Source organism: Leptospira haakeii (assembly GCF_002812045.1).
Lineage (GTDB): Bacteria > Spirochaetota > Leptospiria > Leptospirales > Leptospiraceae > Leptospira_B > Leptospira_B haakeii.
In genome coordinates this window covers 137,485-158,577 of the sequence record NZ_NPEG01000003.1, presented here as the reverse complement: position 1 = coordinate 158,577, position 21,093 = coordinate 137,485, and the positions used below count along the sequence as shown (strand labels likewise).

General features: G+C 40.1%; 20 protein-coding genes and 2 tRNA genes. 10 read left to right on the top strand and 12 right to left on the bottom strand.

The window, feature by feature from the left end:
- Window positions 1-8: 8 nt before the first annotated feature.
- Window positions 9-82 (bottom strand) — tRNA-Asp (locus tag CH377_RS08360).
- Window positions 83-210: 128 nt separating this feature from the next.
- Between CH377_RS08360 and CH377_RS08355 the strand changes: the two genes are divergently transcribed.
- The 4 genes from CH377_RS08355 to lysS all read left to right on the top strand — a co-directional run bounded on the left by CH377_RS08355 (window position 211) and on the right by lysS (window position 3,218).
- Complete coding sequence (locus CH377_RS08355; protein ID WP_100723370.1) at window positions 211-882, top strand: CDP-alcohol phosphatidyltransferase family protein; 672 nt, start codon at window positions 211-213, stop codon at window positions 880-882.
- 63 nt (window positions 883-945) lie between these two features.
- A tRNA-Leu gene (locus CH377_RS08350) sits at window positions 946-1,028 on the top strand.
- A 53-nt stretch (window positions 1,029-1,081) separates the two neighbouring features.
- Window positions 1,082-1,717, top strand: a complete 636-nt coding sequence (locus CH377_RS08345; protein ID WP_100723369.1) for a hypothetical protein — start codon at window positions 1,082-1,084, stop codon at window positions 1,715-1,717.
- A gap of 1 nt (window position 1,718) precedes the next feature.
- Window positions 1,719-3,218 carry a lysine--tRNA ligase gene (gene lysS, locus CH377_RS08340; protein ID WP_100723368.1) on the top strand — a complete coding sequence of 500 codons (1,500 nt, stop codon included), beginning with the start codon at window positions 1,719-1,721 and terminating at the stop codon, window positions 3,216-3,218.
- Between the two features lie 31 nt (window positions 3,219-3,249).
- Here the strand turns inward: lysS and CH377_RS08335 are convergent, their stop codons facing one another.
- On the bottom strand, window positions 3,250-3,795 hold the full coding sequence (locus tag CH377_RS08335; protein WP_100723367.1) for a hypothetical protein: 546 nt from the start codon (window positions 3,793-3,795) through the stop codon (window positions 3,250-3,252).
- 113 nt (window positions 3,796-3,908) lie between these two features.
- Between CH377_RS08335 and serA the strand changes: the two genes are divergently transcribed.
- Together serA and CH377_RS08320 are read left to right on the top strand one after the other, a co-directional pair.
- Complete coding sequence (gene serA, locus CH377_RS08330; protein WP_100723366.1) at window positions 3,909-5,132, top strand: phosphoglycerate dehydrogenase; 1,224 nt, start codon at window positions 3,909-3,911, stop codon at window positions 5,130-5,132.
- Between the two features lie 509 nt (window positions 5,133-5,641).
- On the top strand, window positions 5,642-5,947 hold the full coding sequence (locus CH377_RS08320; protein ID WP_165780498.1) for a PilZ domain-containing protein: 306 nt from the start codon (window positions 5,642-5,644) through the stop codon (window positions 5,945-5,947).
- A 71-nt stretch (window positions 5,948-6,018) separates the two neighbouring features.
- Here CH377_RS08320 and CH377_RS08315 read toward each other — a convergent pair whose 3' ends face one another.
- The 4 genes from CH377_RS08315 to CH377_RS08300 form a co-directional block, all read right to left on the bottom strand.
- A complete protein-coding gene (locus CH377_RS08315) occupies window positions 6,019-6,228 on the bottom strand; it encodes a hypothetical protein (protein WP_008590531.1) in 210 nt (69 codons plus the stop codon).
- 168 nt (window positions 6,229-6,396) lie between these two features.
- On the bottom strand, window positions 6,397-7,290 hold the full coding sequence (locus CH377_RS08310) for an alpha/beta fold hydrolase (protein ID WP_100723365.1): 894 nt from the start codon (window positions 7,288-7,290) through the stop codon (window positions 6,397-6,399).
- Between the two features lie 4 nt (window positions 7,291-7,294).
- Complete coding sequence (locus CH377_RS08305; protein ID WP_100723364.1) at window positions 7,295-7,777, bottom strand: DUF309 domain-containing protein; 483 nt, start codon at window positions 7,775-7,777, stop codon at window positions 7,295-7,297.
- Window positions 7,761-9,239, bottom strand: coding sequence for an aldo/keto reductase (locus CH377_RS08300; protein ID WP_100723363.1), 1,479 nt, complete (start codon window positions 9,237-9,239; stop codon window positions 7,761-7,763). Before CH377_RS08300 ends, CH377_RS08305 begins: the two co-directional genes overlap by 17 nt.
- 227 nt (window positions 9,240-9,466) lie before the next feature.
- Between CH377_RS08300 and CH377_RS08295 the strand changes: the two genes are divergently transcribed.
- From CH377_RS08295 to CH377_RS08285, 3 genes are read left to right on the top strand one after another with little or no spacing between them, the layout of a single operon-like run.
- Window positions 9,467-10,168, top strand: coding sequence for a succinate dehydrogenase cytochrome b subunit (locus CH377_RS08295; protein WP_100723362.1), 702 nt, complete (start codon window positions 9,467-9,469; stop codon window positions 10,166-10,168).
- Window positions 10,168-12,084: a fumarate reductase/succinate dehydrogenase flavoprotein subunit gene (locus tag CH377_RS08290; protein WP_100723361.1), complete on the top strand. Its 1,917-nt coding sequence runs from the start codon at window positions 10,168-10,170 to the stop codon at window positions 12,082-12,084. The genes CH377_RS08295 and CH377_RS08290 overlap by 1 nt, the downstream gene beginning before the upstream one ends.
- Entirely contained in the window at window positions 12,084-12,815 is a 732-nt protein-coding gene (locus tag CH377_RS08285; protein ID WP_100723360.1) for a succinate dehydrogenase/fumarate reductase iron-sulfur subunit, read from the top strand. The genes CH377_RS08290 and CH377_RS08285 overlap by 1 nt, the downstream gene beginning before the upstream one ends.
- Window positions 12,816-12,893: 78 nt before the next feature.
- Here the strand turns inward: CH377_RS08285 and CH377_RS08280 are convergent, their stop codons facing one another.
- From CH377_RS08280 to CH377_RS08255, 6 genes are all read right to left on the bottom strand, one after another.
- Window positions 12,894-14,465 carry a S41 family peptidase gene (locus CH377_RS08280; protein ID WP_100723359.1) on the bottom strand — a complete coding sequence of 524 codons (1,572 nt, stop codon included), beginning with the start codon at window positions 14,463-14,465 and terminating at the stop codon, window positions 12,894-12,896.
- A 194-nt stretch (window positions 14,466-14,659) separates the two neighbouring features.
- Window positions 14,660-15,580: a PALP domain-containing protein gene (locus tag CH377_RS08275; RefSeq protein WP_100723358.1), complete on the bottom strand. Its 921-nt coding sequence runs from the start codon at window positions 15,578-15,580 to the stop codon at window positions 14,660-14,662.
- Window positions 15,581-15,583: 3 nt separating this feature from the next.
- Window positions 15,584-17,389, bottom strand: a complete 1,806-nt coding sequence (gene lepA / locus CH377_RS08270; protein ID WP_100723357.1) for a translation elongation factor 4 — start codon at window positions 17,387-17,389, stop codon at window positions 15,584-15,586.
- A gap of 107 nt (window positions 17,390-17,496) precedes the next feature.
- Window positions 17,497-17,877, bottom strand: coding sequence for a TIGR04452 family lipoprotein (locus tag CH377_RS08265; protein WP_100723356.1), 381 nt, complete (start codon window positions 17,875-17,877; stop codon window positions 17,497-17,499).
- Window positions 17,878-17,981: 104 nt separating this feature from the next.
- A complete protein-coding gene (locus tag CH377_RS08260; RefSeq protein ID WP_100723355.1) occupies window positions 17,982-18,974 on the bottom strand; it encodes a UDP-3-O-acyl-N-acetylglucosamine deacetylase in 993 nt (330 codons plus the stop codon).
- Between the two features lie 6 nt (window positions 18,975-18,980).
- Window positions 18,981-19,664: a DUF6989 domain-containing protein gene (locus CH377_RS08255; RefSeq protein WP_100723354.1), complete on the bottom strand. Its 684-nt coding sequence runs from the start codon at window positions 19,662-19,664 to the stop codon at window positions 18,981-18,983.
- Between the two features lie 126 nt (window positions 19,665-19,790).
- Here CH377_RS08255 and eno point away from each other — a divergent pair, with 126 nt between their 5' ends.
- A complete protein-coding gene (gene eno / locus CH377_RS08250) occupies window positions 19,791-21,089 on the top strand; it encodes a phosphopyruvate hydratase (RefSeq protein ID WP_086448946.1) in 1,299 nt (432 codons plus the stop codon).
- The last annotated feature ends 4 nt before the right edge of the window (window positions 21,090-21,093 follow it).

The following is a 21,093-nucleotide window of genomic DNA, read 5'->3' as shown; positions in this document are numbered from 1 at the left end:
GGGAATTTCGGAGCTGACGGGACTCGAACCCGCGACATCCTGCGTGACAGGCAGGCACTCTAACCAGCTGAGCTACAGCTCCTTTTATGAAGAACATGATTTCTTAGAGAGCTCGGGGGTCAATTCGTTTATCTGAAAAAGGGATGAATTTTTAAGTCCCTTCCATAGCCTTTCCAATAGCGGAGTTTTTCCGACCGACGGCTTTCTTAGATGCTTCACGAAAAAAAACCAAAGGATCTACTCGAAGAGAGGGTGTTTACTCTTTCAAATTTTCTATCCGTCTCTAGAGTTTTACTTCTTCCTTTTTTTATCCAATTCACTCGCAAACATATCGAGTCTCCTCGTAACGGTGAATATTTATTTTTAGCGATAGGCACCTGTGTTCTTGCAGTGCTTACAGATTTCCTAGACGGTTTTCTAGCCCGACTACTCTCTCAAGAATCAGTCTTAGGAAAATATCTGGATCCTATCTGCGATAAGTTCGTCACTATCGGCGGACTCTCAGTAATCGTTCATTATTATCAGTTTCCTCTATGGATTCTTCTCATCTATATCCTAAGAGAAATTTTAGGAGTTTGGTTGGGAGGATTCTTATATTTAAAAAGAGGGATCCAAGGAAAACCGAATTGGTGGGGAAAGATTGGAGTTGGTCTTGTTGCAGCCGCAGTCCTATGGTATATGACCTTACCTTTGATAGGCCCTACTTTACCTGAAAATCATTTCTTCCAACATCCTGAATATTCAGGTTATGTATTGGTCCTGATCTTAAGTATTGGTATAGTAGCTTATTCCAAAAGATATTGGAATATAGTGTTCCATCCGGAAAAATTCATCTTGGATCCGGAAGATAAAAAGCAGAAGAAAAAGTACGAATTGGTCTAATCCCAGTCTTGGTTGAATTTCCTTGACACCGGAGCCTAGCCACCCATTCTGTCAATCGCGACCGCTCGGGTGGTGGAATTGGTAGACACGCAAGCTTGAGGTGCTTGTGCCGGTTCGGTGTAGGGGTTCGAGTCCCCTCTCGAGCATCGTCCTACCTAAAACCTTTCCCCATTTCGAAAAACCAACCCTCGGTAAAACTATGGCATCGGGTGCTCTCTCCGTTAAAGATTTCTTAGATAAAGCCAAACTTGTTTCTTATGGCTTTTTCGGATTATTAATCCTATTTCTGATCTTATTCTTCTCTTCTCCTTATCTTTTAGTTTCAAAAGCGGATCCCAAAAAATCGGACGCACTCGTATTAGAGGCAATCGAAACAGGCAAAAAGGATAAATTCAAACAAGCGGCCGCTTTATGGAAGAAGGGTCTGGCTCCCGTAATCGTAATTCTACATTCTCCACCCAACCAAGATTCTGATCTAGGAATTGTAGGAGATCCTACTGCCTCTTTACAATCTTATCTGACTTCCCTAGGAGTGGATGAAACTAAGATCTTAGTTTATACCGTAGAATCCGGCGCTCAGGAATTCCCAAAAACTCTCTTAAAGATCGCACTGGATCGTCAGTGGAAAACTTTTCTTTTGATAGGAAAAGAATACGATTCTGCAACATTGTTAAAATTATATAGAAACGTTCTAGAACCTGCGGGAATTTATATCGCTGTCTCCAAAGTAAGCGAAGGGATCGGATCCTGGGATTGGTTTACAAAACCGAAAAGCCTGGAATCCATCTTAGGAAGACTCTCGAAACATTTATATTTGATACTATTAGGAAATTAAAATGTCCCAAGACTTAAAAGAAACAAACGAACTTATCCAACAACGAATCGAGAAGATCAAAAATCTAAAGGAGAAGGGTGTAGATCCCTACCCTATTAGATTCTTCCCTGATTCGGATTCAGCATCTTTAATTGAGATGTATTCTAAAACTCCTAGCGGCCCTGAAAAAAAATTTTTATTAGGCGGACGTTTGCATTCCAAACGTGTGATGGGAAAAGCAAGTTTTGCTCATTTAAAAGATAAGTCCGGAGTCATCCAACTTTATGCAACCAGAGACGATCTGGGAGAAGAGAATTATACTCTTTTCAAAAGTTTAGATTTAGGAGATCTTATCGGGATAGAAGGTTATCTTTTCCAAACCCAAAAGGGAGAGACTACTCTTCATTTAACTTCCGTTACATTACTCGCTAAATGTGTACGCCCTCTTCCTGTTGTAAAAGAGAAAGACGGAGTAATTTACGACGCTTTTGCTGATGTAGAACAAAGATATAGAATGCGTTATGTAGACTTGGTAGTTAACGATAACGTCAGAGAAACTTTTATCACTCGCAGTAGGATCGTATCTGAGATCCGTAATTTCTTAACTTCCGAAGGATTTTTAGAAGTAGAAACTCCAATGATGCAACCGATTGCCGGTGGTGCAGCGGCAAGACCATTCGTTACTCATCATAATACATTGGATATGCAATTATTCTTAAGGATCGCTCCTGAATTATATCTAAAACGTCTGATTGTCGGCGGATTAGATAGAGTATTCGAGTTAAACAGAAACTTTAGGAACGAAGGTATTTCTACCAAACATAATCCGGAGTTTACCATGATGGAAGCGTATATGGCTTATGGTGATATGGGAAAAATGTTAGAGCTGACAGAAAAACTCATCACTACAGTTGCTCAAAAGATCTGCGGAACTCTTAAGATTAAATATGGAAACGATCTAGTGGATCTTAGCCCTCCTTGGAGAAGAGTAAAATACGTGGATATTATCAAAGAATATTCAGGGATCGATTTCTCTCAGGTAAAAACTTTGGAAGAGGCAAAAGAAAAAGCAAGTTCCGTAAAAGTAGACGCGGGTAAATGTACTTCTATCTGGAAAGTTGCAGACGAGGTATTTTCCGAGAAAGCGGAACCAAATCTGATCCAACCAGTATTCGTGACCGATTATCCTAAAGAACTTTCTCCATTAGCAAAATCAAATCCTGAAAATCCAGGTTATGTAGAAAGATTCGAGCCTTATATCGTAGGTAGAGAGATCGGAAATGCATTCTCAGAGTTGAACGATCCATTCGATCAAAAAGAAAGATTCGAAGATCAGGTAAAACAAAGAGAAGCGGGAGACGACGAGGCATTCATGATGGACGAGGATTATATCCGAGCGCTTGAATATGGAATGCCGCCGACTGGAGGTCTCGGGATCGGGATAGACCGTTTAGTGATGTTACTTACAAATTCTCAGTCTATCCGAGATACCATTCTATTCCCGCTAATGAGACCGGAATAAGAACTTGCCCGAGATTTGTTCGGGTGTAATCTTAATGATTTGTGATCGTTAGTTTCGCTTGAGAATCTAACTTTTCTTTTAGTTCCTTCAATAAAGATTTTAAACTATCTGTATTGGAGGAACTTAAAGTGAATGTGCTCGTATTATCTCGAGATGAAAAACTGAACTGAACTTCTTTCGCGGAGAGTAATTTGTCGGCTACATCTGTAGGAAGAATAGAGACTACACGAACAGTATCTCCGTAATCCGTAGAAGTTTTTCTGAGGTTATGCCAGGTTTGATCCAACTTCATTGAAATCCCGATCGGAAAACTTTCCTCGAAAGAGCTCATATAGTATTCCAAGAAGATTGGCTTCTCCCCTGTCTTATTTACCAGAATCCCTTTAAAATTCAAAGATCCAGGTTTTCCCACACTGCAGAAAATTGCTCCAGGACAGATAGGGCCACTTCTGAAAAGTGTCTGCTCCACAACTGGTTCCGGAAGGACTTGGACCCGAGCCGAGCAGGAATTGAGTAAAACGGCAAAAAATGCGACGAGGATAGAAATTTGTAAAACAGAGAAATTAGAACGGATCATTAAAAGGTGGTCTCCTTTGTGATTTCCATTCCATTCTTCTCACGATCCCCCAAAGGTGAAGTAAAAAATCCGTTTTCAGAGAAGCCGAGGATACGTTCCATGGTAATAGAACTATGATTTCCTACCCGAAAGAAAAGATAAACGTCCTCCTCTTAGAGAATGTACACCAAGACGCATTCCAACTCTTTCAAAAAGACGGTTTTAATGTCCGCCTTCTTCCCCAAGCGCTGGGCGAAGACGAACTTTCGAAAGAAATCGAGAACATTCATGTTCTAGGGATCCGAAGTAAAACCAATCTAACCGCACCAGTTTTAGCCAAGGCAAAACGACTTATGACGGTGGGTTGTTTCTGTATTGGGACAAACCAAGTGGATTTAGCCGAAGCGGAGAAAAAAGGGATCCCAGTATTCAACGCACCTTATTCCAACACTCGTTCGGTTGCAGAACTTGTAATTGCAGAAGTTGTAATGTTAGCAAGAAGAGTTCCTGACCATATCAGAAATACTCATGCTGGTATCTGGAATAAAATTTCTAAGAATTGTTTTGAAGTTCGGGGAAAAACTCTGGGAATCGTAGGTTACGGTCATATCGGAAGTCAGGTTTCCGTACTTGCGGAAGCAATGGGTTTGAAAGTGGTCTATTATGATACTCAAACCGTTCTTCCTTTAGGAAATGCAACCCCTCTTAATTCTTACGAAGAACTACTTTCAGCTTCTGATTTTGTTACCTTTCATGTGCCTGAACTTCCTGAAACCACAAATCTTTACGGGCCTAAAGAGATCAAGGCTACAAAAAAAGGAGCTTATATCATCAACCTTTCCAGAGGGAAGGTTGTGGATTTAGAAGCTTTGGCTGAAGCAATTAAATCAGGCCATATCGCAGGCGCAGGTGTGGATGTGTTTCCTCAAGAGCCTGAATCCAATAGCGATCCATTTATCACTCCTTTACAAAATTTGCAAAACGTAATATTGACCCCTCATATCGGTGGTTCCACCGAAGAAGCTCAGAAAAATATCGGGACAGAAGTTGCATCTAAACTTTTGAAGTTTGTAAACAATGGTTCCACTACTTTTGCTGTGAACTTCCCCCATCTGGAGTTAAACCCAATTCCTCAGGGAATGTACAGAATTCTGAATGTTCATAAAAACCAACCAGGGTTCTTGAAGGATATCAACAGTATGGTTTCCGAGATCGGAGCAAATATCAGTTCCCAACATCTAGGAACAAGCGCAGAAATTGGTTACCTCTCTATGGTAATCAATATGAGCGTTGGTGATGAACTGAAAGAAAGAATAGAGAGACATCCTGGATCTCTTAAGACCAGAATTCTTTACTGAGTTATTTTTAGACCAAAAACTTCAGTTTATATTCTCTTGGAGAAATGATTTCGATTTTCTGAAACTGCCTTAGTTTGAGAAGATCGGAATCTCCGCTCAAGATCCACTTCCATTCTGAAAACTCAGTAACTATCATCTCTGGAATAAAAAATTTCCAATTCGCTTAATAAATTAGCAATAAAGAAGAATATTCTGAATCCTTATAAAAATCTGCCATGTAGTAACTTCGACTAAATAGCAAGATTTGATGCTCCCATCAACTGGAGATATGGCTCCTTCTCCGCTAAACCTTGACTTTCGTTCGTTATATTAGAAAGTGACTTAATATTTTAGTGCAATGCACGATTTTCTCTTTGTCCGGGGATGAATATATGATTACTGGTATAGAACTTGCTTTAAATAGAGAAAGCGCCTTGTGTACCGTTTTTTTCAAGATCGTAAAAGGATCTTAATCGGAACGTAAGCGACTTAATCTATGCTCTTTCCAAAAAACTAGGAGGAAAACCGCCATGAAATACAATAGAATCCCCTCCACTCTCAACGTAGGCTTTCAAGTGTTAGAAAGTTCTAAGCTGAGGATCGCTGAAAACGTGCTCGTAGGAATCGTCCATAGAACGGAAATCCCTTGGGAGCCTGGGACCAACCTGGCTTTACAAGTAGGAACAATCAGTGTTTCCGGTTCCATCGATATACCGATGAAGGTGATCAAGTGTGATCGTGTTTCCGACGCGGAATATGATGTATTCTTGAATTATACTGAAAAGGATTTCGACAAGATCAAAGAGATAGAAGAATTGATCCAAACCTTAGCTTAAGGTTTTTATAAACAAACACCGGGTAAAACCCGGTGTCGTTTTGGTCATATTAAAGGGATTCGTCACTTTGGTTAGGCGACGAATAGATCCGCCTTTTGGATCATAGTAAGAGAAATTTTACTAGGATTCGCTTTTTGTGGAAAATACACTATCTCTTCACCTACGAGTCTTCTGTTTTTATCCAATTCGATGATAGAGCCGTCTTTTAAATGAAGAATGATGTCTATCCCTCGGTAGTTTACGTATCTTTCCATTTGCTCTTTAAATTTGCTGCTTACCATGTTCGCCCCTAACTACAAAACGTTGGAGGAAAACTATTCCGGTACTATAAAAGTACAAGTTTTTTTTGAAAAAACTCAGTAAATTTTTTTATGTCTCGGAAGTTTGCGTACTAAACATACGTGAGTAATAAATACATTATCCGACACAGCAATATATTTAAAATTCGTTTACTTTAAATTTGTTACGTAGAATTCCTCAAGCAGGGCCTCGAGAATTTCGGGACGATCATGATGCATATTATGGCCGGCATCTTCTATTTCAATATATTTTAAATTTCTAATATGTGAGAATACTTCCTTGCTATCATCAAGTGCAAGATGAGTTTTCTGTCCGTAGACAACTAGAACATTACAAGAGATAGTTTCCCAAAGATGTCTGGTGAATTGAGGGCTCAAAAATACGGGAGGACCGTTTTTATAGGAAGGATCACTCTTCCACATATAACCTCCCTCCTCTGCCGGCCTCGTTAATGTTTCGGTGATCTTTAAAAGTCTTTCTTTAGGAAGCCTTGGATAGATAGGCGCAAGTCTTGCAGCTGCATCTTCTACCGATTTGAAATTTTTTTGGCGTTTTCTATCTTTCCCAGCTAGACTTATTTCCCAATTTTCCAACCAGCCAAGAAACCTTCTTCTTTCCTTTTCAGGATCTTGGAGTGAACTAAATCCTTCTAAAGATACTAGGCTTTCGACCCTTTCCGGATAGAGGCCCGCAATCCTAGAACCGAGACCTCCTCCCATGGAATGTCCAAGTATATGGAATTTTTCAGGAAGAAATTTTTGGATGAATGTTTTTGTATCCACCAAAGGGAGCATGAAATGGTAGAAACCTTCTCTTAACCATTCGGAATCCCCATGTCCTCTATAATCGAAACGATAAAGATCGAAATGTTTGGATAAATATTCTTCCTGGAACAAAAAGGTTTGGGAAGAATCCATAAATCCATGCAGTAGAAGTAACGCTCTACCCTTTCCATTATCTCTTTTTGTATAATGGAGTTTATATCCGCCGGATTCGAAAAATCCATTTTCTTGTTTTTTGTTTTGAGGATCGGAAACTTCCATCAGGTCATTTTGGTGGAAAAACGGAACTTGAAAACAATTCCTTTACGTTTTCTTTCATTTCAGGTAAAGAAAGTTGTTTAATTCGTTCGAGATCCCAACTTTCTTCGCTTTCAAAATTGTTTAATAGTTCGTTTAAATAGTAGATGATAAGGGCGTTTTCCTCCACTCCGAAAGAAGAAAGCTCTCCCGTTTCAGCAAGTTTTAGGAACTTCTCCCTGGACTTCTCTGCTTGCATTTTAGATCCGCGTATATTCGGTTTTACGAAAACCTTATTCAAAGAAATAGCAAGTTGGATCCATCCATGTAATAGAAGCCTTCTTCCACCGGTTTCCTTTTTCCACTGGAATTCGAATACTTCGTGTAATTCGAAATATCTTCCTTTTAAATAGAGCTTTCTACCTTCTCCCCAAGCATAGTCAAAGCTGGAATCGGCATCTCCTTGTTTCACTTTTTCTAATATGGAAAGTATTTCAGGATCGAATTCCATTTTCTCCCCATTCTGATCTTGGAATTTCGGGCAGCCCGTTTTTGAAGATTGGAAGAATATCCCTGACATACTTTCTTTTTCTCATTCCGAGAAGCACTACACCCTTTTCCAGGAGAGAAGCCAAATGAAATACCATAAGAGAAGATAAACTTTCCGGAGCATTTCCGTTTGGATGGTATTTGGAGACCAGGCTTTCGTACAGCCCGGATAAATTTTCAGAAGAGCGGATCCTTATTTGTTCTTCCAATAATGGAAGTGCGGTGTTCAAAACTCGTAGGTATTCTTCTGCGGATTCTTTTCCTTTTTCTGAATATATTTCATCGATGATTCCTCTCAAAATAGGGATCCAGGATTTTTGGAGAAGGACCTGGAATTGTTCTTCCGAGCGAACCTTCTCCCCATATATTTGCCAAAGTTTGGAAAGAGAATTCCGGTTCGGGTTGGGAGATAGAGGTTCGAGGAAAGAAGATTCGAGTTCGAGGATTTGTAGTATCTTCGACTGATCCGGGGCTTGGCTCTGATGAGTGTAAGAAAGTCGGACCATTCCCTTTCCAGCTTGGAAGGAATTGAGTGGTCGGTTAATCAAGGGAAGAAGGTCGAAGTTACTACAGATTTCGAGAAGAGTTTTTCCTTGCGACCGATTTCTAAGGAACCCGTCCTCATACCAATTCGCAGGGAACTGGATAACTGCGAATCCGTTTTCCTTTCCTGCAATTTTCTCTGCGATTTGTAGGCACTTCGACAAAGAAGTATGAGTATATTCCTCTTCGGACAAAGGAAATGTATTACTGGAAATTCCATAAAACTGAATTTTTCCTTCTTTTCTCGCCTTCTCTAAGAATTGAAAGGCCTCTTTGATCCTACGGTAGTATTCTGCTTGGGCTTCTTCTTTTGGAACTCCCTTCTTTTCAGAATGACTTAGGAAATATTCAGGATTATGTAATAGGAACGCGTCAATCGTAGAAAGTCCGAGGCGTTTTCTTGATCTTTCCAATTGGTCTTCTAAAAATTCAGGAGAGATACAATGATAGCAGCCGGGTTGGTAGTACGTAATTTCCGGAAATTGGTCCTTCTCCTTTTCTTTGGATTCAACCAACTTCATATTTCGGCCTTGGATATATCCTGCTTTGGTGACTAAAAAAATTTCCTTTCGATGCAAGTGCCTTTTTTTGAAATTTTCATCCAGCACCTTGCCTACTAAACTTTCCGCTTCCCCGTCTCCATAATTGGCGGAAACATCAATGACGTTCACTCCGGAATGTAGAGCAAATTGGAGTGCTTCCTTATGTTCCTGATCTTCCAGTCCGATCCTGTATCCACCGAACGCGATTCGGGATAGCCTGATTTCTCGAAATAGAAAATAGCCAAATTCTCCTCCCTTCTTTCCAGAAGAGAATTTTTCCTTCCTCCCTTGGTGAAGGGGCTCTCTGTACAAAGTCTGAAATGGATCCTTAGAAATCATTTGCGGTTTTTTGAATTTTCGCGTCGCACAAGCGGACTAAATGAGACCAAGTCTAAATATTCCTCAGCAAATGTCCATTTTTTGTCTTTTAGTTTAAAAGTGCTTTTCGTCTGGACCTGATTTTTTATCCTACTTTGTAGAGGGATTCTAAATTCGATCTTTCGTTTTTGCTCCCTTCTTCAAACAAATCGATGACTTCTTCCCATGATCCTCACAGGAGATTTTGAATGGATTTTCAAGCTGGATATCTAAGGTCGTCCATCGGTAGAAAGACTATCGTTGCGATTACCGGAATCATTCTCTTCGGCTTTGTGTTTGTACACATGCTGGGGAACCTCCAGATCTTCCAAGAACCGGATAAGATTAATACTTACGCTGAGTTCCTACACAATTTAGGCGGACTATTATGGCTGGCCCGCGGAATTCTTTTGTTAGCATTCGTATTACACGTTTACTACGCCCTTAAATTGTCTCTTGAAAACAAGAAGGCAAGACCGGTTGCTTATGTAAAAGAAAGTACGATACAAGCTACTTTGTCTTCTCGCTATATGGCTTTGACTGGTTCCGTATTATTAGCTTTCGTAATATACCATTTGCTTCATTTTACTATCGGTAAGATTCAGCCTGAAAACTTCGCCCTCCAAGAGACCATCGGAGATAAACAGAGACATGATGTTTACTCTATGGTGATCTTAGGATTTAAGAACGTTTACGTTTCTATTTCTTATATAGTAGCGATGACATTGCTTGCGTTTCATCTTCGTCATGGAGTTACGAGTGTTTTCCAAACTCTTGGTTTTAACACTAGTTTCTGGGCGCCAAAGACGAACGCATTTGCAATCCTCTACGCCTTGACCATCTTTATCGGCAATGTTTCTATGCCGGTTGCCATTCTTCTCAACTTCGTGAAAGTTCCAGGAGCGCAATAATGAGTTTAGATTCCAAAATCCCATCGGGTCCCTTGGAAAAAAAATGGGACGATTATAAATCCCATATCAAATTAGTTAACCCGGCTAACAAAAGAAAATATACAGTTATCGTAATCGGAACTGGTCTTGCAGGTGGTTCCGCTTCTGCTACATTAGCAGAATTAGGATATAATGTTAAAACATTCTGCTTCCAAGATAGCCCACGTAGAGCTCACTCAATCGCAGCTCAAGGTGGTATCAATGCCGCTAAGAACTACCAAAACGACGGTGACTCAGTTTATCGTTTATTCTATGATACTATCAAAGGTGGAGACTTTAGGGCGAGAGAAGCTAACGTATATCGTTTAGCCCAAGTTTCTACTAACATCATTGACCAGTGTGTGGCTCAAGGTGTTCCATTCGCAAGAGAATATGGCGGACATTTGGATAATAGATCCTTCGGTGGAGCCCAAGTTTCCCGTACATTCTACGCGAAAGGTCAAACAGGACAACAGCTTCTATTAGGAGCTTACTCTGCACTTTCGAGGCAGATCGGTTTAGGAAATGTGAAGATGTATCCTAGAACTGAGATGTTGGATGTGGTTGTAATCGACGGCCATGCAAAAGGTGTTGTGATCAGAGATTTAGTAACCGGCCAAGTAACAGTCCATTCTGCGGATGCAGTGGTTCTTGCTTCCGGTGGATACGGTAACGTATTCTACCTTTCCACAAACGCTAAAGGTTCTAACGTTACTGCTACATTCCGAGCTTACAAAAAAGGTGCCTTCTTCGCTAACCCTTGTTACACTCAGATCCACCCTACTTGTATTCCAGTTTCAGGAGATCATCAGTCCAAATTGACTTTGATGTCTGAGTCTCTCCGAAACGACGGACGTATCTGGGTTCCTAAAAAACAGGGAGATACCCGTAACCCTGCGGATATCCCTGAGAGCGAAAGAGATTATTATTTAGAAAGAAAGTATCCAAGTTACGGAAACCTCTGTCCTCGTGATATCGCATCCCGTTCTGCAAAAGAAGTTTGTGATGCTGGATTCGGCGTAGGACCAGGTGGCCAAGGTGTATATCTGGACTTCTCCTCTGCTATCAATCGTTTGGGAGAACATACAATTGCGGAAAGATACGGTAACCTCTTCCAGATGTATGAACAGATTACCGGAGAAAATCCTTATAAAGTTCCAATGAGAATTTATCCAGCTGTTCACTATACAATGGGCGGACTCTGGGTAGATTATAATCTGATGAGCAACCTTCCTGGTTTATTCGTGATCGGTGAGGCAAACTTCTCAGATCACGGAGCAAATAGATTGGGAGCTTCTGCACTGATGCAAGGACTTGCTGATGGATATTTCGTTCTTCCTTACACTATAGGAAATTATCTGGCAGAAGTTGGATTCGGAAAAACTCCTTCTACTGATCATGCCGAATTCAAAAAGGCAGAGACTGACGCAAATACTCAGCTCAATAAATTCCTTAACATCAAAGGTAAGAGAACAGTTGATTCTTTCCATAAAGAACTTGGAAAGATCATGTGGAATAATTGCGGAATGGCAAGGACCGATAAGAGCTTAAAAGAAGCTCTCGTGAAAATTCCTGAGATCAGAGAAGAATTCTGGAAAAATGTAAACGTTCCAGGCTCAGGTGCTGACCTAAATCAATCCTTGGAAAAAGCAGGAAGAGTTGCGGACTTCTTAGAATTCGGAGAACTTCTCTGCTTAGATGCTCTTACAAGAGAAGAATCTTGTGGAGGCCATTTCCGTACCGAACATCAAATGGACGACGGAGAGGCAAAACGTGATGACGATAAGTTTTGTCATGCGACCGCCTGGGAATGGAAAGGTGTAGGTGCAAAACCTACAGAGCACAGAGAAAAACTGGAATTCGAGAATATTAAACTCGCAACGAGGAGCTACAAATAATGGACCTCAAACTAAAAGTCTGGAGACAGAAAAACGCAAAAGAGAAAGGCAAAATCGTAAATTACGATGCCAAAGGGATTTCTCCCGATATGTCTTTCTTAGAAATGTTGGACGTAGTTAACGAGGACCTGATCGTAAAAGGAGATGATCCGATTGCGTTCGAGCATGATTGTAGAGAAGGTATTTGCGGTTCTTGTAATATTATGATCAATGGAGAGGCGCACGGCCCTCTCCCTGGTGTAACCACCTGCCAGCTTCATATGAGAAGTTTCAAAGATGGAGACACGATCTTTTTAGAGCCATGGAGAGCGAAAGCATTCCCTGTATTAAAAGACCTGGTTGTAGATCGTAGCGGTTTCGATAGGATCATCCAAGCTGGAGGGTTCGTTAGTATCAATACAGGAGGAGCTCCTGACGCGAACGCATTGCCTATCCCTAAAAAAGATGCGGACGTTGCGATGGATGCGGCAACCTGTATCGGTTGTGGAGCTTGTGTAGCTTCTTGTAAAAACGCTTCTGCTATGTTATTCGTTTCTGCGAAAGTTTCCCATCTTGCACTACTGCCTCAGGGTCAGGTGGAGAAAAAAGAACGTGTGAAAAACATGGTAAACGCAATGGATAAAGAAGGTTTCGGAAATTGTACCAACCAGTATGAGTGCGAAGCAGCTTGTCCTAAAGATATCAAACGGGATTTCATCAGAGTTCTGAACAAAGAATATATTCTTTCTTAAGAATAAGAATAAAGATTTACCGACTGAAAAAAAGGCCTTCGAAAGAAGGCCTTTTTTGTTTTTAAAGCGAAATGAGGATCATTTAGCTTCCGCTTCGAGAAGATATTCGACTGCAGTGATCATTTTATTCAAAAGAATTTCAGAGCGATTTTTGCCTTTGTTAGCGGACATTGCAACATTCTCCGCCTTTAATAACATTTCCTTTGTATAAGAGTCCAAGGAACGAAATGTAATTGGGCTGATGTTAGTCCCAGGATTTAGGATATTTTCTTTTTTTCTTTTACGGAAAGAAGGTTTCCCAGTTTCTGTTTCCGAAATCAGGATATCTGGTTGGATCCCTCGGCCTTCAGCCACCTCTCCTGTCGGAAATGTGAACTGACCAGTCAATATTATAAAACGATAATTCTCATCCAGAGGGTGTAAACTTAACCTGTGGATTGCTGCGGATCCGTAACTAGGTTCTCCGATTAGCACCGCTCTATAATTTGCTCGTAGCGCCCCAGCAACCAATTCTGCGCCTACGGCTGTCTTGAAATCAATAAGTACAAATAACGGGATATCGGTAATTTGATTAGGATTTGCATAAACAGTATCTGGACTGCGATTTTTTTCCTTTTTATCCGTAATTATCCCGGATTTTAAAAAAAGATCCGCAACAGAAATACATAAACTTATAAGCCCACCCTGATTTTGTCGCAAATCCAGAACGATACCTTGGATTTTATTTCCTTTAATATTGGATTCTTCTAATATCTTTTTTAATTCTTCTGCGACAAGTACATCCAGTGATCCTTTACCCTCTGGTATGCTGACAAAAGATAAAATACGTATATATGCGATTTGGGATTTTTTTCCGAATATCTTGCTCTGTAAATTCTTAGAAATAACGGGTTTAGGTTCCGTAGTAATAGTAATTATTTTCTCAGAATTCAACCCAGGTCTCGTGAATCCGAGTTTTAATTTCGCTCTCTCCTTTCCGTTCAAAAGATCTTGAACAAATTCAGGGTTACGACCGGTTACTCGGACTTCGTTTATACTTAGGATTTGATCATTGATTTCTAAACCTGCCTTTTCGTCGGGAGAATTTTCATTAAAGCTATCTATAAATATTCTTCCGACTGAATCGGAACCAACGTTGATTCCCACTCCAAAATCTGAATCTTCTAGTTGATCGGATTTAAAAATCTTGGAATTCGAATCGTAAGAAGCTAATAAACCGTTGATCGCTAACATGGTGATATTGCGATAATTCTCTGGCTTATTCTTTTCCAATACCGTCTTGAATATATTAGAAAAATCTTCTTTAGAAAATGGGATATCCGCCCATTGGATTCCGAAAGGCGTTTCGTCCGGTTGATCCGACTTTATATAAGAAGTAGGTAAGGAATCTAGAACCTTGTAAGTATGTTCAGAAGGCAGTAAGAACATGGGAGGATCCAAGGAAGCTAGTATTTTTCGAGAAGCCTTGATATACCCTAACCTTTCATCAAATTTTTTTGGATCAAAACTCAATCGCTTGGCTTCCTTTAAGGAGGCTTCGATAAATTTTAACTCTTCTGCAAACTTGTCTTCCACCACAGGAGTTGAGAGCAAACCGGAAGTCATAAAGTAGAAAAAAAAGGTAGATAAGGTTAAAAGTCTGTATTTCATAAACAATGCCAATATAGTTAAAGCAGTTCCAGGAAAATTAAAAGATAGAATAATTTAATAAAGCTTTTTTTGATCAACAACTACAGATTTCATTAGATTTAACCAAGAGAAACAGGATCGTAATATAATCTATTAAAGGAAAACTTTAAATTCCAAAAGTAATCGATCAGAAGGTGTTTTTTATTTTTGTAAAGTCAGGTGATCGAAGAAATTCCGGACTGTAAAATTCCACCTTGGTAAATATATAAATTCCTACCTTTAAGTTCTCCGTTCTTCATCATACATTCTATGATAGAAACAGACTTAGAAGCATATATAGGTTCTAAGTATAGACCGAAACGTTTTTCAAACTCCTTGGATTTTTCAGACCAATAATTCCCCTTCTCACCGTAGGAAAAATTTTCTGAAAGCTTCTCATTCGGATCGATCAAATTCTCCCAAGGCAATTCGATCAGGTTTTGTCGAAGTGACGACAGGTGAGCTCCTATCCAGGAGATGAACTTCCCCTTTTGTAATCCAAGGCAGATCCCAATCACTGGAAGTTTCCCCCAAAGAAGAGCAGAGATCCAAGTAAGACCGGAACCTACATCCAGAATGATCCGATCGTAAAGTGTAGGATCTACTTCATCCCAAAGAGATCTCAAACCGTCCAAGGCTTCCGCACAGAATAGAAATTCCGGAAGAAAAATATCTCCAAAATTTGGATTCTCATACGAATTTCGAGATTTTGTAGTAACTTCGACGATATTCCCCCACTCCCTCCTCGTAGGATACAATTCCAGCTCTGAAAATCGCTTAGAAATGATAGAAGCAGGAGTAATTAACTCTGGATCTCTGGCGTATCCTAGGATTTTTGTAGGCACTTCGACAAACCGAAAGAACAAACTTCCAGCCAGGATCGCATTAGAATGCAAATTCCCTTGTAGAATAATCTTTTCGATTTCACCGGAACGGAGTTTCGATTCTAAACTTTTATAAATCCCTTGTAGCTTTCGGATCTTTGTGCCTTGGGAAAAGAAGATCCGATCTTCTCTTTTGATAAATAGTTCTGAAGAATTTACTTTGAGAACGGAATCTACTCCTGTTCTGCGGACACGCAAAACGGAGTCTTTCAAAAATTAATCCCCGGTTTTTAAGACTGCAAGGAAAGCCTCTTGCGGGATTTCAACGTTTCCGATCTGTTTCATCCTCTTCTTTCCTTCTTTCTGCTTCTCTAAAAGTTTTTTCTTACGGGTGATATCCCCACCATAACATTTAGCTGTTACGTTTTTACGAAGAGCAGAAATACTTTCTCTTGCGAGGATTTTTCCGCCCACAGCAGCTTGGATCGGGATCATAAATTGGTGTCGAGGAATGATCTCTTTCAGTTTTTCGATGATCTCTCTACCGCGGGATTCCGCTTTAGAAGTATGGACAATCATGGAAAGAGCATCTACAGATTCACCATTTACCAAAATATCCATCTTAACAAGTCTGGACGCCTTATATCCGCAAGGCTCATAATCCAAAGAAGCGTATCCTCTGGTCAGAGATTTTAGTTTATCATAAAATTCGAAAATTAGCTCGGCGAGAGGGATCTCATAAGTCAACTGCACCTTATCCTGAGAAAGATAAACTGTGTCTAACTGGACTCCCCTTTTATCAATCGCCAAGGACATGATATTTCCTACATATTCATTCGGAGTAATGATAGAAGCTTTTACATAAGGTTCTTCCGTAGCTTCTATAAAAACAGGATCAGGGAATTTAGAAGGGTTATCTATATCAAAAACTTCTCCGTTTTTCATTCGGATCGTATATTTTACGGAAGGCGCAGTTGTGATCAGGTCAAGATTAAACTCCCTCTCTAATCTTTCCTGTACGATCTCCATATGGAGAAGTCCTAGATATCCTACCCTGAATCCAAATCCTAATGCAGCAGAACTTTCCTTTTCATACACAAGAGCCGCATCGTTCAGTTTCATTTTTTCGATCGCATCTACTAGTTCTTCGAATTGTTCCCCCATAATAGGAAACAATCCGGCAAACACCATAGGCTTTGCGTCTTTATAACCAGGAACAGCTTCTGCACTCGGATTGGAGAATAATGTAACTGTGTCTCCAGTTCTTGCATCAGAAACTTTTTTGATACCTGCGATTATATATCCCACTTCTCCAGCTGTAAGAGAATCAGTAGGAGTTAAACCGATTCCTTTGATACCAACTTCGTTGACTGTAAAATCCTTTTGGCTACTCATCAAAAGGATACGGTCCCCTTTTTTCACGGTTCCGTCGAATACTCTGATCTTGATCACAACACCCATGTATGGATCGAAATAAGAATCATAGATAAGCGCTTTAAGTGGACCTTTTGGATTTCCTTTAGGAGGAGGAATTTGTCTAGTAATTTCTTCCAAAACTGCTTGGACGTTCAATCCTGTTTTTGCGGAAATCGCCACTGCATTCTCCGCATCCAAACCTAAACTATCTTCGATTTGAAGTTTGGTCTTCTCCACATCCGCTGCGGGAAGATCCACCTTATTCATAACTGGAATGATTGCGAGATCCTGCTCCATAGCAAGATATAGGTTCGCTAAGGTTTGGGCCTCTACTCCTTGGCTAGCATCTACAATAAGAAGCACACCTTCGCATGCTTTTAAGGATCTGGATACTTCGTAGGTAAAATCCACGTGGCCAGGAGTATCGATCAGATTCATTGTATAAGTATTACCGTCAGCAGCAGTATAATTGAATGTGGCGTTGTTCGCCTTGATCGTGATCCCTCTCTCCCTTTCTATATCCATGGAGTCCAGGATCTGATCTTTTTTTGTCCGATCATCAGTGATCCTGCCTATTTCCAAAAGTCTGTCAGCTAAAGTAGACTTACCGTGGTCAATATGGGCGATAATTGAGAAATTGCGGATGAATTGTTGGCGATCGGACATTGCTAAAAACAAAGTCCAGCGAGACGGACCCCCTGAAAAGCCTTTTACTGAGGGAAATTTGTCCCCGATCCCTTTCAGGACCGAGGAGAATAAGATAAGAAGGAAATCTAGTTTACATTTCCATACACATTATTATCAGGCTGTAGGTTTGAACATTGCCCGAATAAAACGCCTATTGTGGGAGCAAGACCCAAAGCACCAAATAATTTGATCTCATCCACGCAAGCATTTACATCGTCCTTTGCATAGTATTCACCAGGCTTGATTCCTGCCAAAATAGGAGGAAGAACGATATTATTCACATAAGTAGTTCCTGTTAAATCACCTGTAGAAATCGCGTATAATTGAGCGGCAACGGTTGCCGCATCCGCAATTTTATCCTTCGCCTCACTTCCTTTATAACGATTCGTTAATCCGGTTGTGTTTAACGCTACGCAGTTTACAGCGATCATTAGGATAAATAAGAGCGGTAATATTCCGATCCGCATTGGAAACCTCTTTTGAGAAAATTTTGGACTCTGTTTTGATTTTTTAAAACGAAACCGTTTCTATTACAAGTAGTTTTAGGCTTTTGGAAATCATTTGCTCGAAATTAATTTCCGATCCTAATCCCATATTTTTCTAATCCATCCGGATCACAAGAAAATTGAGCAATATCTATCTGCTTGTGATGATCAAAAAGAAAAGTTGTCATCTTTCCGAAAAATTTACCTTCATATTTTTCTTCTACAAAACGTAACCAGGAAATGATATCTATTAACTCGTGACAGATGAATTCGTAATTATAATCTGATCTTGGATCCTTAAATTTTTCTCGAACATTATAAATTTTATCTTCATCTAAAAGTAATACGTTCTCTAAAGTGAAAGGATAATCTTTTAATCCTCCGGCAAGTCCTATTTGATAAAAACTTTCTGCGTCTTTTTTGTTACGAAATGCAGTGGTTCTTGCATCTCCGAAATAAGAAAAATTCTCGGCAGTAAGTTCAGCTACTATCCTGGACTTTCCCACTGTGCTTCCAGGGTATTCCACTTGGTGATCTATCAAAAGACCTTTTGATTCCTGGGCCTCCGGCTCCAAAACACAATAACCCTTCTCCCAAACTAAAGCAAATGGAGAAGATACTGAAATTTTCTTTCTTTTCTCCAATCTTTTCAAATTCCCTTTAGCTTGGTCCATATAAACACGATCGCAAAAATCGAAAGTAGGAAAACTGGATTCACTCAAAGTAAAATCGGCGTATACTCCAAAAGCCAACATCCAAGCTAACGGATGTTCTATTACCTTAACTTCTCCCAATTGTATATTATGATTCCCTTTAATACATTTCTGGCTATCCAGATCATATCGAATCCCATTCCAACTAAATCCGGACCTTCCATTCTGAATTGGACTTACTTTAATTACGGATTCTTTATTCTCAAAGGTGGCCTTACCTTCTACCTTGAATTCCTTTTGGATCGTATATGAATAAAAGGGATCTACATCCACCTTTTCCGTGAACTCCGGAGGAAGATGGATAATTTCTGGATTTCTATCAGAGAGCAAGTCCTTGATTTCTGAAATTTGGGTCAGGACTTTCATTCTTTCTTAGACTTTCCAAACACCTTCTACAAATAAATAACTAAAAGAGAGCGCTCCCAAATATACGGACATGGTTGGAATTGCCCAAAGTAATTTTGTTCTAAATGGTTTATGCTCCGTATGAAAATAAGCAAATGTGGTAAATATTCCTAAAACGAATTCAGGAAAAAGAACGTAAATCGCCGTATGTCCAACCATAGAAACATTCTGCGCATACCAAACAGGAATCAGTCTCATAAATTCTTCGGATAAGAAGAAGATCACAAATGCACTTCCTCCGGCTAACAGATATTTGCTGATCGGATTTGCGTCAGGATACCTTTTTTCGAATCTTGTAGAAACATACACTATGATAAAAAGTGGAATGGTCCAAAGCCCTGCCATGTATGCCGAAACAGTTCCTAACTTATAAAATCCGTCAGGAGGAAATACCAAAACCCCAAGCACCTTGGATAAGAACCAATCCGGGACAACTTGCAGAATACTTACAGGCAAAACAAAAAGGAAAATATCCATCCAACGATCATGCTCCCAAACTTGGGCCACGATCGGCAGAGAGATATTATAAGCTAATACCAGGAAAAACATCCTCCAACCGGTTGTCGCGGGGATCGGAAGTAATAGAACTATGATACATAGTATTGCAAAGGAGATATGAAAGAATATAGAATGTTTTTCTGTCGTTTTCATCGAGGGATTTCTATCTTTATAGCCGGTCCAGGCAATCTTTTTTCCTCCTTTTCCCGCTTGATTTATTTCCCCTTATCAAAAGGATTTCAGGAAAAATCTATAAGAGATAGGTATTATAAGAATCACATGTCCCAATCCTCCAAAATTTCGGCGATCCGCGCCCGCGAAATCATGGATTCCAGAGGAAATCCTACGGTAGAAGTAGATGTTAAATTGGAAGACGGCTCCTTCGGTAGAGCTGCAGTCCCTTCCGGAGCCTCCACAGGAGAATACGAAGCAGTAGAATTAAGAGACGGAGATAAATCCCGTTATTTAGGAAAAGGTGTCCTGAAAGCAGTCGAGAACGTAAATGTAAAGATCAAAGATGTTCTGATCGGAGAAGACGCTTTAGACCAAAACAGAATTGATTCCCTGATGTTGGATAAGGACGGAACCAAAAACAAATCCAAATTAGGTGCAAACGCGATCCTCGGAACTTCCCTTGCAGTTGCAAAGGCTGCCGCTTCTCATACAAGACTTCCACTTTACAGATACATAGGTGGAAACTTTGCAAAAGAACTTCCTGTTCCAATGATGAACATCATCAACGGTGGAGCTCACGCGGACAATAATGTGGACTTCCAAGAGTTTATGATCCTTCCAGTTGGAGTAAATAGTTTCCGTGAAGCTTTAAGAGTTGGGGCAGAAGTTTTCCATAGTTTAAAGTCAGTTCTTAAATCCAAAAAACTCAATACTGCGGTCGGAGATGAGGGCGGATTCGCACCGGACCTGGCAAGCAACCTGGAAGGATTAGAAGTGATCCTCCAAGCTATCGAAAAAGCAGGTTATAAACCTGAAAAAGACGTATTATTGGGTCTGGATGCTGCTTCTTCCGAGTTTTTCGACAAAACCAAGAAAAAGTACGTTCTGGGTGGAGAAGGAAATAAAGAGTTCTCTAGTGCAGAATTGGTAGAATACTATTCAAATCTAGTCTCAAAGTATCCGATCATTACTATTGAAGACGGTCTGGATGAGAACGACTGGGAAGGTTGGAAACTTCTAAGCGAGAAATTGGGTAAGAAAATCCAACTCGTAGGTGATGATTTATTCGTTACCAATATAGAAAAACTTTCTCAGGGAATTTCCCAAAAGGTGGGTAATTCCATCCTGATCAAGGTGAACCAAATCGGAAGTTTATCCGAAACATTGGCATCCATCGATATGGCTAAAAAAGCCAAATATACGAATGTGATCAGCCATAGATCCGGAGAAACTGAGGACGTAACTATTTCGCATATCGCGGTAGGTACGAATGCGGGCCAGATAAAAACTGGTTCCCTTTCCAGAACCGATAGGATCGCTAAATATAACGAACTTTTGAGGATTGAAGAAGAATTAGGTTCTTCTGCGGTTTACAAAGGGAGAAATACATTCTATAATCTCTAAACTT

What these genes read in the sequence shown, in the direction of transcription:
- lepA (WP_100723357.1), bottom strand. Translation starts at nt 17,389, where the DNA reads ATGTCCGATCGCCAACAATTCATCCGCAATTTCTCAATTATCGCCCAT.
- CH377_RS08320 (WP_165780498.1), top strand. Translation starts at nt 5,642, where the DNA reads ATGAAATACAATAGAATCCCCTCCACTCTCAACGTAGGCTTTCAAGTG.
- lysS (WP_100723368.1), top strand. Translation starts at nt 1,719, where the DNA reads ATGTCCCAAGACTTAAAAGAAACAAACGAACTTATCCAACAACGAATC.
- CH377_RS08295 (WP_100723362.1), top strand. Translation starts at nt 9,467, where the DNA reads ATGGATTTTCAAGCTGGATATCTAAGGTCGTCCATCGGTAGAAAGACT.
- CH377_RS08255 (WP_100723354.1), bottom strand. Translation starts at nt 19,664, where the DNA reads ATGAAAACGACAGAAAAACATTCTATATTCTTTCATATCTCCTTTGCA.
- CH377_RS08305 (WP_100723364.1), bottom strand. Translation starts at nt 7,777, where the DNA reads ATGGAATTCGATCCTGAAATACTTTCCATATTAGAAAAAGTGAAACAA.
- CH377_RS08300 (WP_100723363.1), bottom strand. Translation starts at nt 9,239, where the DNA reads ATGATTTCTAAGGATCCATTTCAGACTTTGTACAGAGAGCCCCTTCAC.
- CH377_RS08285 (WP_100723360.1), top strand. Translation starts at nt 12,084, where the DNA reads ATGGACCTCAAACTAAAAGTCTGGAGACAGAAAAACGCAAAAGAGAAA.
- CH377_RS08315 (WP_008590531.1), bottom strand. Translation starts at nt 6,228, where the DNA reads ATGGTAAGCAGCAAATTTAAAGAGCAAATGGAAAGATACGTAAACTAC.
- CH377_RS08310 (WP_100723365.1), bottom strand. Translation starts at nt 7,290, where the DNA reads ATGGAAGTTTCCGATCCTCAAAACAAAAAACAAGAAAATGGATTTTTC.
- CH377_RS08260 (WP_100723355.1), bottom strand. Translation starts at nt 18,974, where the DNA reads ATGAAAGTCCTGACCCAAATTTCAGAAATCAAGGACTTGCTCTCTGAT.
- CH377_RS08335 (WP_100723367.1), bottom strand. Translation starts at nt 3,795, where the DNA reads ATGATCCGTTCTAATTTCTCTGTTTTACAAATTTCTATCCTCGTCGCA.
- CH377_RS08345 (WP_100723369.1), top strand. Translation starts at nt 1,082, where the DNA reads ATGGCATCGGGTGCTCTCTCCGTTAAAGATTTCTTAGATAAAGCCAAA.
- CH377_RS08265 (WP_100723356.1), bottom strand. Translation starts at nt 17,877, where the DNA reads ATGCGGATCGGAATATTACCGCTCTTATTTATCCTAATGATCGCTGTA.
- CH377_RS08355 (WP_100723370.1), top strand. Translation starts at nt 211, where the DNA reads ATGCTTCACGAAAAAAAACCAAAGGATCTACTCGAAGAGAGGGTGTTT.
- serA (WP_100723366.1), top strand. Translation starts at nt 3,909, where the DNA reads ATGATTTCCTACCCGAAAGAAAAGATAAACGTCCTCCTCTTAGAGAAT.
- CH377_RS08290 (WP_100723361.1), top strand. Translation starts at nt 10,168, where the DNA reads ATGAGTTTAGATTCCAAAATCCCATCGGGTCCCTTGGAAAAAAAATGG.
- CH377_RS08280 (WP_100723359.1), bottom strand. Translation starts at nt 14,465, where the DNA reads ATGAAATACAGACTTTTAACCTTATCTACCTTTTTTTTCTACTTTATG.
- eno (WP_086448946.1), top strand. Translation starts at nt 19,791, where the DNA reads ATGTCCCAATCCTCCAAAATTTCGGCGATCCGCGCCCGCGAAATCATG.